10 protein-coding genes are annotated in these 12,146 nt (G+C 59.6%); 4 read left to right on the top strand and 6 right to left on the bottom strand.

What is annotated here, in order from left to right; translation table 11 throughout:
- Window positions 1–120: 120 nt before the first annotated feature.
- The gene (locus tag CFT68_RS10635; protein WP_088843396.1) at window positions 121–531 is read right to left on the bottom strand and encodes a response regulator; all 411 of its coding nucleotides are present in this window, start codon (window positions 529–531) and stop codon (window positions 121–123) included.
- A 28-nt stretch (window positions 532–559) separates the two neighbouring features.
- Window positions 560–2,074, bottom strand: coding sequence for a sensor histidine kinase (locus tag CFT68_RS10630; protein WP_088843395.1), 1,515 nt, complete (start codon window positions 2,072–2,074; stop codon window positions 560–562).
- A 183-nt stretch (window positions 2,075–2,257) separates the two neighbouring features.
- On the opposite strand from CFT68_RS10630, the gene CFT68_RS10625 reads away from it, so the two are divergent.
- Complete coding sequence (locus CFT68_RS10625; RefSeq protein ID WP_088843394.1) at window positions 2,258–3,064, top strand: TrmH family RNA methyltransferase; 807 nt, start codon at window positions 2,258–2,260, stop codon at window positions 3,062–3,064.
- 5 nt (window positions 3,065–3,069) lie between these two features.
- On the opposite strand, the gene CFT68_RS10620 is transcribed toward CFT68_RS10625, so the two are convergent.
- The 3 genes from CFT68_RS10620 to nagA all read right to left on the bottom strand — a co-directional run bounded on the left by CFT68_RS10620 (window position 3,070) and on the right by nagA (window position 7,359).
- The gene (locus tag CFT68_RS10620) at window positions 3,070–3,813 is read right to left on the bottom strand and encodes a YqjF family protein (protein ID WP_088843393.1); all 744 of its coding nucleotides are present in this window, start codon (window positions 3,811–3,813) and stop codon (window positions 3,070–3,072) included.
- Window positions 3,814–3,883: 70 nt separating this feature from the next.
- A complete protein-coding gene (locus tag CFT68_RS10615) occupies window positions 3,884–6,064 on the bottom strand; it encodes a TonB-dependent receptor (protein WP_088843392.1) in 2,181 nt (726 codons plus the stop codon).
- Between the two features lie 164 nt (window positions 6,065–6,228).
- Window positions 6,229–7,359 carry an N-acetylglucosamine-6-phosphate deacetylase gene (gene nagA, locus CFT68_RS10610; RefSeq protein ID WP_088843391.1) on the bottom strand — a complete coding sequence of 377 codons (1,131 nt, stop codon included), beginning with the start codon at window positions 7,357–7,359 and terminating at the stop codon, window positions 6,229–6,231.
- Between the two features lie 150 nt (window positions 7,360–7,509).
- Here nagA and CFT68_RS10605 point away from each other — a divergent pair, with 150 nt between their 5' ends.
- Complete coding sequence (locus CFT68_RS10605) at window positions 7,510–7,791, top strand: acylphosphatase (protein ID WP_088843390.1); 282 nt, start codon at window positions 7,510–7,512, stop codon at window positions 7,789–7,791.
- A 3-nt stretch (window positions 7,792–7,794) separates the two neighbouring features.
- Window positions 7,795–8,127, top strand: coding sequence for a DMT family transporter (locus tag CFT68_RS10600; protein WP_088843389.1), 333 nt, complete (start codon window positions 7,795–7,797; stop codon window positions 8,125–8,127).
- Window positions 8,128–8,143: 16 nt separating this feature from the next.
- Here the strand turns inward: CFT68_RS10600 and CFT68_RS10595 are convergent, their stop codons facing one another.
- Entirely contained in the window at window positions 8,144–11,041 is a 2,898-nt protein-coding gene (locus CFT68_RS10595) for a PAS domain-containing protein (RefSeq protein ID WP_088843388.1), read from the bottom strand.
- A gap of 240 nt (window positions 11,042–11,281) precedes the next feature.
- Here CFT68_RS10595 and CFT68_RS10590 point away from each other — a divergent pair, with 240 nt between their 5' ends.
- The gene (locus CFT68_RS10590) at window positions 11,282–12,085 is read left to right on the top strand and encodes a class I SAM-dependent methyltransferase (protein ID WP_088843387.1); all 804 of its coding nucleotides are present in this window, start codon (window positions 11,282–11,284) and stop codon (window positions 12,083–12,085) included.
- Window positions 12,086–12,146 lie beyond the last annotated feature (61 nt).

The following is a 12,146-nucleotide window of genomic DNA, read 5'->3' as shown; positions in this document are numbered from 1 at the left end:
GAAACCCCAAAACGCTCCGGGAAATTCCAGTGCCCAGAGGGCAAAAACATCTATAAAAAAACCGGCGAAGCATCGGGTTGTCGATGCTTCGCCGGTAAGGGCAAAAAGAGTGGCCTAGGGCTATTTCAGCAGCGTTTCCAGCAGGTTCATGCTGTCCACCATATCGGTGCTGGTTTCGAAATCGAGCGGTTTCATGATGTAGCCGCTCACGCCCAGATTCTTTGCGTTCAGGCGGTCTACATCCATGCCGGAGGTGGTGGTGATGAACACCGGAATATCGCTGAACTCGGGCATGGTGCGCAGCTCGGCCAGAAACTCATGCCCGTTCATTTTGGGCATGTTCAGGTCCAGCAGAATCACTTCGGGCAGGGGCCGGATGGGTTCCACGTTGTTGCGACCCAGCAGCAAGTCCAGCGCTTCAATGCCGTTGAAAGCGGTGTATAGCTTATGCGGCACACTAAAACGCTCGAAAGCCTTCTGGGCCGTCATGGTATCAAAAAAGTCGTCTTCAATCAGTAAAACAGAACGCATAGCAGCAAGCAGAGTAAGACGAGAGAAGCTAGAGAGGAAGCGGCAGTGCCGCTGGTGGCTGCTTCGGCCACGTAAAGATAAAGGCAGCACCCTTGCCTTCCTCCGATTCGATACGAATACTTGCTTTTTGTTCGTCGAGTATTTTTTTCACGATGCTTAGGCCAATACCGGTGCTTTCGGCCGTGTTCCGGTCGCGCAGGGTCTGGAACATGAGAAACACCTTTTCATGGAACTGCGGCGCGATGCCCGGCCCGTCGTCTTGGACCGTGAACTCGTACTCGCGCTTCAGCTCCTGGCAACTCACCCGGATGGTGCCTTCGGGTTTATGGTGGTACTTGGCGGCGTTGCCCATCAGGTTGGTGAATACCTGCTGCAGGCTGAGGCGGTCTGTAAGCAGCGTGGGCAGCGGCGTGGGCGTTTCTACCCGAAAGCCGGCTGGTACCACCATTTCCGTTACTTCACTCACCAGCTGGGCCACGTTTACCTCTTCCACTTTCTGCTCAGTGCGGCCCACGCGGGCGTAGGCCAGGAGGCCATTGATGAGGTCTTCGAGGCGGTGCAGACGGCCCTTCATCATGTCCAGATACTGGCGCATCTGTTGGCTTAGCTCGCCTTGCAGCTCGTTTTCAATCCATTTTACTACCGTCACGACGCCTCGCAGTGGCGCTTTCAGGTCGTGCGAGGCCACGTAGGCAAACTGGTCGAGCTCCTTGTTGCGGGTTTCCAGGATGCTGAAGTTCTCATCCAGCGTTTTGGTCATGCGGTTGAGTGAGGTGGCCAGATTGCCCAGGCTATCCTGGCCCGAGTCCTTGATCTTGACCTTGTAGTCGCCCTGCACCACGCGTTCGGCCAGCCCCTCAATAAGCTCAATGCGGTGCGCTACATCTGCATTAGCCTGGGTGAGCTGCTGCTGCAGGTGAGCGTTGGCGTTCAGCTCCCGATAAATCTTGTTGAACAGCCACAGCACAATGATAGCGGCCAGCACCGCCGACGTGATAATGGCCGCGGGCGTGGTGTGCTCATACACATCCTGGCGCTGGCGGCGCATCTTGAGCAGGTGCTCTTCCTCAGCCTTCATCCGGTCAACCACCTGCTTAATGCTCTCCTGCATTTTCCGGTCGCCGATGACGAGGCGACGGGTAGCGTCGGCGGAGGGTTGCTCGGTTCGGAACTCGTTCAGATAGGCCATTTCATCGGATATGATGAGGCCTAGCGTATCAAGGCGCGCCTGCTGGGAAAAGTTATCTTGGGTGAGCTGCTGCAGCTTTCCAAAATCGGTGCGGGCATCCTTCATTACTTGCCCGAAAGACTGCTTTTGCGTGGTGTCATTGAGCAGCAGATAACCACGAACCTGGCTTTGGGCATCGCGCATGCGCATGCGCAGATCGGAAGTGAGCTGCAGCACTTGGTAGGTGTGCTCTACGCGCTGGGTGTAGTAGCTGAGCTGCTGAATGCTATACCAGGCCGCCACCGACGTGAGCAGCAGCACGCCCAAGGCAATGGCAAAACCCAGAATGATTTTGGTGTTAAGTTTCAATTGCATGCGCCGGTGCGGAGGGGAAGAGAGATGAAGCCACAATGATACTAGCTGGCGCGCCAACGTGGCCTAGGCAGCGTGGCCGCATCGGCGGGTTTGGGTGCGTATCTTCGCGGCCCGGTAGTACGCCCGGCGCGGCTGTCTGCTGCCGAAAATGCCCCGATTTCTCCAGCCGTTATTGCACCATCCATGCCCGACCCGATTACCAGCCCGCAGAATCCGCGCATCAAAAACCTGCTCAAGCTCCAGCAAAAGTCATCGGAGCGCCGGGCGCAGGGGCTCACCATCATTGAGGGCCAGCGGGAACTGACCATTGCCCACGGCGCGGGCGTGGCTGTGCCGGCTCTGTTTGTGTGCGCAGAGCTGGCCGGCGAAGCCCGGCAGCAGGAGCTGCGGGCCTTATTCGGGAGCGGCGACACGGAATGGTTTGAGGTATCGAAGGCGGTGTTTGAGAAAGTCGCCTACCGCGAAGGCTCAGATGGCGTGCTGGCCCTGGCCAAGCCGCCTCACCTCACGCTAGGCCAGTTGCAGCTGCCCGCCGCGCCGCTGCTGCTGGTGCTGGAAGCCGTAGAGAAACCCGGCAACCTGGGCGCCATTCTGCGCACCGCTGATGCCGCCCAAGCCACGGCCGTTATCGTCTGCGACCCGCGCACTGATCTGTTCAACCCCAACGCCATCCGCAGCAGCATCGGGTGCTCGTTCACGGTGCCCACCATTGCTACCACCCGCGAGGAGCTGCTGGCCTGGTGCCGCCAGCACGGCATCCGGACCTATGCCGCCGCCCTCACCGACCGGGCAGTGGCCTACACCACCTGCGACTTCCGCGGCCCCATGGCCCTCGTGATGGGCACCGAAGCCGACGGCCTCACCCCCGAGCTCATGCAGGCCTGCGACCAAACCATCATCATCCCGATGCGCGGGGCCATCGACTCGCTTAATGTGAGCACAGCCACCGCTATTCTCACGTTTGAGGCCGTGCGCCAGCGGCAGGCCTAGGCCACCTATACGCGCTTCAGGCCCATAACCCGCACATCTACCGGATCAGCGGCCAGCAAATGCGGTGCTCCTACAGGCGTGGGCAGGCCGTGGCTTTCCACCAAGTTCGATTCCCAATGGTGTAGGGTGGCCTGGCGCAGCTGCCAGGGCTCATGCCACAGTGTACCGCGCCACAGGTTAGGCCCCTGAATATCCTGCATCAGGTTGGGGCCGGCGGTATACAGGTGGTAGCGCTCCGTGAGGAAGTACTCCAAAGTGCCGGGTTGGGAGCGGGGCAACGCGGCACCCGGCGTCCAGCGGGCTTCAAATGTGGCGGGCGGCATACGGCGGTGGGTGCGCGTGGCCTGGAAATGTAGCCGGTCTGCTTCCTGCCGAAATGCCATACGGGCGTGCAGATAGGGCAGATGAAACAGCGCCCGCGCCAGCTCCACCGCTACGGCGCTATCGGCATCCAGAGACAAAAACCACACGCCCGGAATACCATCGAGTGTGGCATAGGTGCGCACATTCAGCTCATGCAGCGTCCGTAGGCCAGGTATAGCCGGCAAGCCCGGGGGCCGCACCCGGCTCATGGAAAACGGCACCACGCCTAGCCACGCCTGGCCCTCAAACAGATCCAGCTCCAGGCGCGGCGGCAGGTAGGGGCGCAGTACTTCCGGTGCAGTAGGCCAATGCGCAAAGAGCAGTTCGCTCCAGCGCTGATGTAGTAACGGGAGGCGAGAAGGACGAGGAGGATGAGCTACGGGCATAGCAAGTCAACAACTCAATTGGGTTTTGGGCTGAGTTGAAGGACGTAAAGTAAGGACGGACTTCGTGAGCCTAGAACTTCACCGTGGCCGAGAGGTTGATTACCCGGCCTTCAATGGGGGCCCACAGCTGGCGGAAAGCGGGGTTGGTTCGGTCGCCGGACCAGATGGTTTCCTTGCGCGTCTGGCGATAATCGAGCAGGTTTTCGCCGTTCAGCACAAAGCTGATGGGGCCGGTGCTATAGCGTACCATGCCCGCCAGAAACACATAGCCGGGCGTGGAAGGGCCGTCGTCGCGCTGCTGGCTGCCGGTGTAGGCCGCTTCCAGACCGGCGCGCCAGTGGGTATTGAACTCCCGGGAAAGCACGCTGGCCAGCTTGTTGCGGGCAATAAGGCTCAGGCGCGGGTGGCCGGGCAAATCCTGGCGGCGCGCATCCGTGAACACATAGCCCAGGTACAGCTCGGTTTCATCCTGCCGCACGCGCACGTAGGTTTCAAAGCCCCGCGTCAGGAAGGGCTGCGCGGCATTGGAGAAGGTGATAAAGCCCGTTCGGGAATCCGTGTTGAGCAGGAGCGGGTGCTGGATCTGGGTCAGGAAAAACGACTGATTGACGGTGATGTGCATCGCCTCTTCGCCCTGGCCGGCTACGGTCTCATAGTTCACATCCCAGTTGGCGCCCGCAGAGCGCTCCGCCTGGTTGGCATCCGTGAAGGGCAGCACCCGCACAAAATCCCGCTCATCCAGCTCGTTCACGAAAAACGACGGCGCCTTGTACCCTAGGCCACCTCCCAGCCGCGACGAGAAGTGACTCCCGAACTTGTAGAGCGCACTCAGGCGCGGCAGCACAAACGTGCCGTAGCGGTTGTGGTGGTCTATGCGTAGGCCAGTTTGCAGGGTGAAAGCGGGAGTCGGCTTCCAGTCGTCCTGGGCAAACACACCGGGCGTCACATAGTCGTAGGCGCGCAGCTGCAGGCCCTGGCTGAGCGTAGGCCGAAACGACTCACCCGTGACGTTGGCCCCCAGCACTACATCGTGGTGGGAAAGTTTCAGGAGCTGGCTGCCCTCCGTATAATAGGAAATCTGGCGGGCCTTGAGGCCGGTGGTATTGGTGGTGGCATCGCGCTGAAAGCTGCTCAGGCTGCCTTTCAGCACCAGTTGGTCGCCACGCTCGGCAGTACTGTGGTCGTAGCGGGCATCGGCGGTGTGGCGCCAGCTGTCGTTGTTGATGAAGAACTGGTGGGTGGCATTGGGGCGCTCTTTAAGCACCTGAATATCGCCGCCGCGTCGCCGCTCATAGGTGCCGGTGTAGCCCACCACCAGTTTGCTTTGCGAGGTAGGGTACAGGAACAGGCGGGGGTGTACGAGCACGCTGCCCAGGCGCGGCACATCGGAGTAGCCGTCGCCATTCACATCCACGGCTTGCTGGCGAGTGCCGCCCACAAACAGGGTGTAGCCCACCTTCTCATTTCGACCCGCGAAGAAACCGTTGAGGTTGGACTCGCGCAGGGTACTGATGTTCGCCAGGACGGTGCGTTCGGGGCCGCTGAGCTGAGGTTCCTTGGAAATCAGATTGATCATGCCCGCAATGGCGCCGCCTCCGTAGAGCGTGCTGCTGGCGCCCTTGATAATCTCTACCTGGCGCAAATCGAGGGGCGGAATCTGCAGAATCCCGAAGGAGCCCGCATAGCCCCCGAACAGCGGCAGTCCGTCGCGCAGAATCTGAGTGTATTTGCCCTGCAGGCCTTGTATGCGCAGGTCGGCGTTGCCGGTGGTGGCGGAAGTCGGCTGAATCTGGATGCTGGCCACATCGCCCAGAATGCTGGCTACGTTGCCCGGCTTGATGCCGCTTTCCTCTTCCAGCTCCTCGGCGCCCAGCACCTCAATGCGTGTAGGCAAATCCTCGATGCGGGAGTTGGTGCGCGTGCTGGTAACTACCACTTCCTCCAGCGCATTGGAATCCTGGCCTAGCAAAATGGTGAGAGGCTCACCGGTTTGCGGCAGGGTTACTGTCACGGTTTTCACGCGGTAGCCCAGGTAGCTGAACACCAGCTCCGCCGTGGGGCCGGGCAGGTTATCAAGCGTGAGCTGGCCTTGCACATCCGTAGCGCCGCCATTGGGAGTGCCGCGCACGGCTCCGCTCACGCCCACCAGTACTTCATGGGTCAGACTATCGCGCACAATGGCACGAACCGAGTATTGAGCCCAGGCAGCCGGACCAGCCAGCAACAGCAATACGAGAAGAAGATAGCGCATAGGGAGGGGAAGTTCGGGGCAAGAACCTAGCGCTTTCTGAAGGTCTGCTGAAGATCACCCAGACCGCCCGTTACAGGTGGCTTAGCGCTCGTCCGGCGTCACTTCTTAAGTTACTATCCCCAGTTGTGAAACGCTATACCGTTGTGGCTCGGCAAGTTCCAGCGCTAGGCCAGGTGCCAGTGCAGCTCGCCTATGCGGGCAGTGGCGTGCACCTCCAGGTTAGCGTCAAACAGAAAGAAATCGGCCTGGTGGCCGGCTTGTAACAAGCCTAGCTGCTGCAGGCCCGCCACCCGGGCGGGGTAGAGGGAAGCCATCCGCAGGCTTTCTTCCAGGGAGAGGCCTACGTGCTCCACACAGTTGCGCACGGCCTGAGGCATGGTCAGGGCCGAGCCACCCAGAATCCCCTGTTCATCCACATAATGGTCGTGGCGCAACTGGAAACGGTAGGCGCCGTGCTGGCTGTCGGTTACGGCATCGGTAATAAGGAAAAGCCGCTCCCCCATGATTTTCTGGCTGATGCGCACGGAGGCGAAGTCGCAATGAATGCCATCGGCAATGATGCTGGCGTAGGCCTGTTCGGCATCGTAAATAGCGCCCACCATGCCCGGCTCCCGGCCCTGCAGCGCCGACATGGCATTGAACAAGTGCGTAGCGGCCGTAAAGCCCTCCCGAAAACCCGCTGCCGCCTGCGCATACGTGGCATTGGAGTGCCCCGCCGAAAGTACCACGCCCGCTTCCCGCAGCCGCGCTACCACCTCCGGCGTAGCAACTTCCGGCGCCAGCGTCATGATCTTCAGGATGCCATCAGCTAGCTTCAGGAGTTCCTCCACTTCTGTCACAGTAGGCGCATGAATGAACTCCTCCTGATGGGCGCCCTTCTTGATGGGGTTGATGTACGGCCCTTCCAGATGAATGCCCAACAGACCCGATGCAGGGTGGCGCTGTTGAAATTCCTGGCCTACTTCCAGCGCCGTGCGCATCATGTGCCAGGAGTTGGTGGGCATGGTGGCCAGGTAACCGGTGGTGCCATGCCGAAACGTGTGCTGCTCTAGCGCCGTCAGCGCCTCTAGGCCAGGTGACACGGAAAAGAGGTGCCCGCCCGCGCCGTATATCTGCAGATCCAGCAGGCCCGGCGCTACGTTCAGGCCGCGCGCATCTACTACGGGCACATCTGCAGGCCACGAGCCCGTATCGGGCAGCACGGCTTCTATGTGGCCTTCGTGGAGGAGAAGCGCGTGCTGTGGGAGTACGGCGGTGCCAGTGTAGAGCGTGCAGTTGCGGAGCAGGTAGCGCATGGAGAGGGGAGAGATAGGCGGCAGAAAGCAAGGGCTACGTGTACGCAACCGAGCCAGGTTGGGTGCCAGAGTGGCCTAGGCCAGTGCGGCGTCTAACAGCCACTTTTCCGGGGAGCTTCGTACAAGCCAGCAATCAAAGATAGAGGCACTATGTCCATCGAACACCGTTCTATTCGCGTCCATGGCCAGGTGCAGGGCGTATTTTACCGCCAAAGCACCCGCCACGAAGCCCGTCGCCTGGGCCTCAGGGGCACCGTTTGCAACAATCCCGACGGCACTGTTTCCATTGAAGCCGAAGGCCCTGCGGAAGCACTCGATGCCTTGCAGGCGTGGTGCCAGCAAGGCCCACCCGCTGCCCACGTAACGAAAGTGGAGTCCGCGTCCGGTCCAGTGGAGGGCTACACGGCTTTTGAGGTAAAGCGAGAGGCCTAGCGCATGAAACACTGGCTTATCCTGCTGCTGGCCATTGTGGCCGAAACCATTGCCACCTCTGCCCTGAAGGCTTCGGCTGGGTTTTCCAGGCTGATGCCCAGCATCATCGTGGTGGTGGGCTACGGCGTGTCGTTCTACTGCCTCAGCCTTACGCTCAGGGTCATCCCGATTGGTATTGCCTACGCCGTGTGGTCGGGGGTGGGCATTCTGCTGATTACGCTGGTAGGCGTAGTGCTTTACCGGCAAATACCCGACTGGCCGGCGGCCCTAGGCCTATTGCTGATTCTGGCGGGTATTCTGGTTATCAACCTCTTCTCCAAAATGCCGCAGCCATAAGAGCCGGTTATGTGGCCTAGGCGGGCCCCAGCCTCACGCGGAATGTGGCGCCTTCTCCTTCTTGGCTTTCTACTTCAATGCTGCCCCCGTTGGCTTGCACAATGCGGTTTACCAGATACAGGCCTACGCCCGTGCCCGCTGTGTGGTGGTGAAACCTCCGGAACAGATGAAACAGCTCCGCCCCGTATTTTTCGGCATCGAAGCCCAAACCGTTATCATCAACCACCAATACCGGCTGGCCTTCATCCAGCCAAACGGAAAGATGAATGCGCGCCGGTCGGGTTGGGTCTGCGTATTTGAAGGAGTTAGCGAGAAGATTTTGCAGCACCGTGCGCAGGTTGGCGCGGGCAAAGGAAACAGTAGGCCGGGCCGTAAAATCGGTGGTGACGCGCGCCCGCGCCGCCCGCGCCTGCGGCTCCAGAGAGCTAAGCACCTCTTCCGTTAGCTCCTCCAGTGATACCAGCTCTGCCGGCACCTCCCTGACCTGCTGCGCCTGCCCCAGGGCCGCCAGATCATCAATCGTGATGCTGAGCTGTTGCAGAGCCTCTTGAATCAGGGGGAGCAGCAATTCTTCCTCCGCTTTATCAGTGAAAACCACATTGCGCTGCAACTCACCAAAGAGTCCAGCCAAATTGTTTACTGGCTGTTTGAGGTCGTGGGAGGCCGCGTACACAAAGTTGTCGAGGTCTTGGTTCGTGCGCGTAAGGAGCTTGTTGGATGCCCCCAGATCGGCCACGGAGGCCTGTAGCTGGTCGTTGAGGGCCTGCATTTGCTGCCGCGCTTTCACCTGCTCGCCTACTTCGGTGGCCACCCCGGCCACGCTGGTGATTTTACCCTCCAGGTTGCGCATGGGCTGGTAGACAAAGTTGAAGTATACTGTTTCCAGTAGCCCGTTGCGCTGTAGCACCGCTTTCACCTCATTCGCCACAAATGCCTCTCCTGTTGTCACTACCTGATCAAGCAGCTCCTTAAAGCCTTGGTCGCGTATCTCGGGCAGCGCTTCCAGCATGGGCTTGCCAACCACCTGTTCTGGCGTACGGCCCCAGAGGGCGGCCATCCGGGGGTTGGCTACGGCTATGACCTGCTCGGACCCCTGGAAGATGGCTATGGCCACGGGCGCCTGCTCAAACAGGGTCTGGAGTTGGGCCTGCTGGGCCACCGCTTCTCGCCGCGCCAGCACCTGCTCCGTTACTTCAAAGGCGAAAATAGATACCCCCGCCGTCTGGCCCTGCTCCTGGTAGGCCTGGTAGGTGAAGGTGAAGTAGGCCTCGGGTAGCAGATGGCCAGCTTCATCTGCTACGCGCAGGGGCATCTCTGCCCCAAAAAAAGGCTCTCTGGTTTGAAACACCCGATCCAGCAACGCCACAAAACCAAATTCGATGGTTTCGGGGAGGGCTTCCACCATAGACCGCCCAACGAGTTGCCGGCCCGGGAAAAGCTGCTGGTAGCCCGGATTTACATAATCGAACTGGTGGTTGGGGCCACGCAGAATGGCAATACTGGCCGGCGTTTGTTCAAATACTCGGTGAAAATTCTCCCGCTGGGCGGCCAGTAGCTCGGCGGCGGCCAGGGCGCTGGTCTGGGCCGCCTCTGCCTGCTGGTGGGCCAATACCTGCTCCGTTACTTCCAGGGCAAACACCAATACTCCATCAATAAGGCCCTGCTCGTCGTGGCGGGCCTGCTGGATATAGTTGAAGTAGCGGTTTTCCAGCACGCCATCTTCGGGGCGCGCTATCGGGATAAGCAGGGAATACTCCTCGTGCGTCACCCCGGTTTCGTATACCGACCGAAACGTTTGGTATACCGAGTGGCCTACAATTTCAGGCAAGGCTTCTGCAATAGGCCTACCGAGCAGTTCGCGGCCCGGAAATAACTCCTGATAGCCAGGATTCACCAGCTCATACACCAGCTCAGGCCCATCCAGAATGCAGATAGCGGCCGGCGCCTGCATGAAAAACCGGTGCAGACGGGTGCGCTGGCGCTCCGCTTCCAGTTGGGCCTGCTGGAGGGCTTGGGTGCGTTCTGTCACGCGGGCTTCCAGCTCCCCATTAAGCTGTTGTACCTGCTGCCGGGCTACCACCTGAGTCGTGACATCGTAGGCAAACAATAATACTCCTTCTATCTCTCCGGCCGGAGTGTGGGTTGCCTGATAAGTGAAGTTGAAATACAGGGGTTCTCGCTGCCCGGAATTTGTGCGGTCTATGTAGGCCAGTACTTCGTTGCCGTAGTGTGTTTCGCCGGTCTGGTATACCTTATCCAGCAAGTCGATGAAGCCCTGCTCGCCTAATTCCGGCACCGCTTCGCTGTACGGCTTACCGATTAACTCACGGTTTCCGAACATCTGCTTAAAGCTCTCGTTGGCTAGCTCTATAACATGCGCCGAACCTCTAAGACTGGCAATGAGAGCAGGGGCCTGCGATATAAGCGCCTGCAGTCGGTTGCGTTGGGTTTCGGCCTCGGTGAGAGCCGCCATTTCACGCGCCTTGCTTGCGCGCAGCTCCTTCGCATCATGCACCTGCGTCGTCACGTTGGTTACAACGTGCAAAATGTGCGCTACCTGGCCTAGCTCATCGAGGATGGGAATGTTACGGGGCAGCCAGTGGCGCTCCACAAACTGGCCGGGAAGTTCCGGATTGGGCACATCATAATGCTGCTGGGCCATTTCGTGGGGCTGGCCCGTGGCCAGTACCTTGGCCAGGGAGGCGCGCAGGTTTTCTACTGCCCGCGCTTCAGGGGTTTGCGGATTATCAGGAAAAGCGTCAAAAATATATTGTCCTACCAACTGCTCGCGCTTCGTGAGAGTAGCGGCCAAATACGCGTCGCTGGCCGCTTCTACCAGCAGAGCAGGGGAGAGGAGCAGGTAGGCATCAGGCAGCGCGTTGAAAATGGGTAGCAGGGCAGAAGTTGCTAGCATGAACAAGGAGAAATAGAGCGGATAGCAACTGGATAAAAGCGGCAGTAAATCAACCGGAAGGCAACTAGTGAGCGGCTCCCATGTGTGCCCTTAGAAATATAAAGATACTACAGACATAGCACATTAAGCACCCAGAAACCTCTCTGAGCCACGTGGCTTAACAGAACTGAACGCTACTGCCAAGCGCTGTCAGTAGGCCACCAAAGTGAGGCATTGCCGGGCAATGCGGATATTGTCGCAATGAACAAGAGTACCCTCACGCACTTCCTTCGCCAAGCTGGCCTGATGCATGCCGCCGACCGCCTGCGGTTTGCTATCATGCGCTACCGAAACCGCCACGCAAACCGAGCCTTCCGGGTGGCAAACCCCACCGTAGCACTACCACCGGATGGGTTGATGTACGAGGCCTTTCAACTCAACTACCGCAAGTACTACGAAGATGGCCTAGACACGGCGCAGTGGGTGCAAGAGCACCTGGCCAGACACCTGGAGCTGCGCAATAAGCATATCCTCGATTGGGGTTGTGGCCCTGGCCGGGTTATCCGCCATATGCCTGCCTTGCTGGGCGAAAGCTGCCGCTTCACCGCCACCGACTACAACCCGCAGTCTATTGAATGGTGCCGCCAGCATCTGCCCGGTATTGAGTTTCTGCTGAACGCCATGGAGCCGCCCCTGGCTGCGGCCGCCCACACCTTCGATGCGGTGTACGGCATCTCCATCTTTACACATCTCTCTGCGCTAGGCCACCAGAAGTGGTATGATGAGCTGATGCGCGTCACACGGTCGGGCGGCGTACTGTTGTTTACCACGCACGGTGCCGTATTTCGGGAAGTAATGACCGAGGCTGAGCGTGCTACTTTCGATGCCGATCAGGTGGTTATCCGGAGACAGGTAGAGGAGGGGCACCGGTTGTTTGCGGCGTTTCAGCCGCCAGCGTATTTGCGCGGGCTGTTTGGGCAGCAGGCCGACATCCTAGAGCATCTGCCAGGCCAGCGCCAAGCCGGCTACGCCATGCAGGATGTGTGGCTACTGCAGAAACGCTAACCTGTCAGGCCTAAACACAAAAAAGGGGCGCGACCTAAGTCGCGCCCCTTTTCATTCAGAC

It is taken from the genome of Hymenobacter gelipurpurascens, from assembly GCF_900187375.1.
Taxonomy (GTDB): Bacteria; Bacteroidota; Bacteroidia; order Cytophagales; family Hymenobacteraceae; genus Hymenobacter; species Hymenobacter gelipurpurascens.
Note: the sequence above shows the minus strand (reverse complement) of the source record. Positions and strands in the feature narration are given on the sequence as shown.

Bases quoted from the DNA above. Each gene is read 5' to 3' on its own strand.
- CFT68_RS10635 (WP_088843396.1), bottom strand. From the start codon at position 531: ATGCGTTCTGTTTTACTGATTGAAGACGACTTTTTTGATACCATGACG.
- CFT68_RS10630 (WP_088843395.1), bottom strand. From the start codon at position 2,074: ATGCAATTGAAACTTAACACCAAAATCATTCTGGGTTTTGCCATTGCC.
- CFT68_RS10625 (WP_088843394.1), top strand. From the start codon at position 2,258: ATGCCCGACCCGATTACCAGCCCGCAGAATCCGCGCATCAAAAACCTG.
- CFT68_RS10620 (WP_088843393.1), bottom strand. From the start codon at position 3,813: ATGCCCGTAGCTCATCCTCCTCGTCCTTCTCGCCTCCCGTTACTACAT.
- CFT68_RS10615 (WP_088843392.1), bottom strand. From the start codon at position 6,064: ATGCGCTATCTTCTTCTCGTATTGCTGTTGCTGGCTGGTCCGGCTGCC.
- nagA (WP_088843391.1), bottom strand. From the start codon at position 7,359: ATGCGCTACCTGCTCCGCAACTGCACGCTCTACACTGGCACCGCCGTA.
- CFT68_RS10605 (WP_088843390.1), top strand. From the start codon at position 7,510: ATGTCCATCGAACACCGTTCTATTCGCGTCCATGGCCAGGTGCAGGGC.
- CFT68_RS10600 (WP_088843389.1), top strand. From the start codon at position 7,795: ATGAAACACTGGCTTATCCTGCTGCTGGCCATTGTGGCCGAAACCATT.
- CFT68_RS10595 (WP_088843388.1), bottom strand. From the start codon at position 11,041: ATGCTAGCAACTTCTGCCCTGCTACCCATTTTCAACGCGCTGCCTGAT.
- CFT68_RS10590 (WP_088843387.1), top strand. From the start codon at position 11,282: ATGAACAAGAGTACCCTCACGCACTTCCTTCGCCAAGCTGGCCTGATG.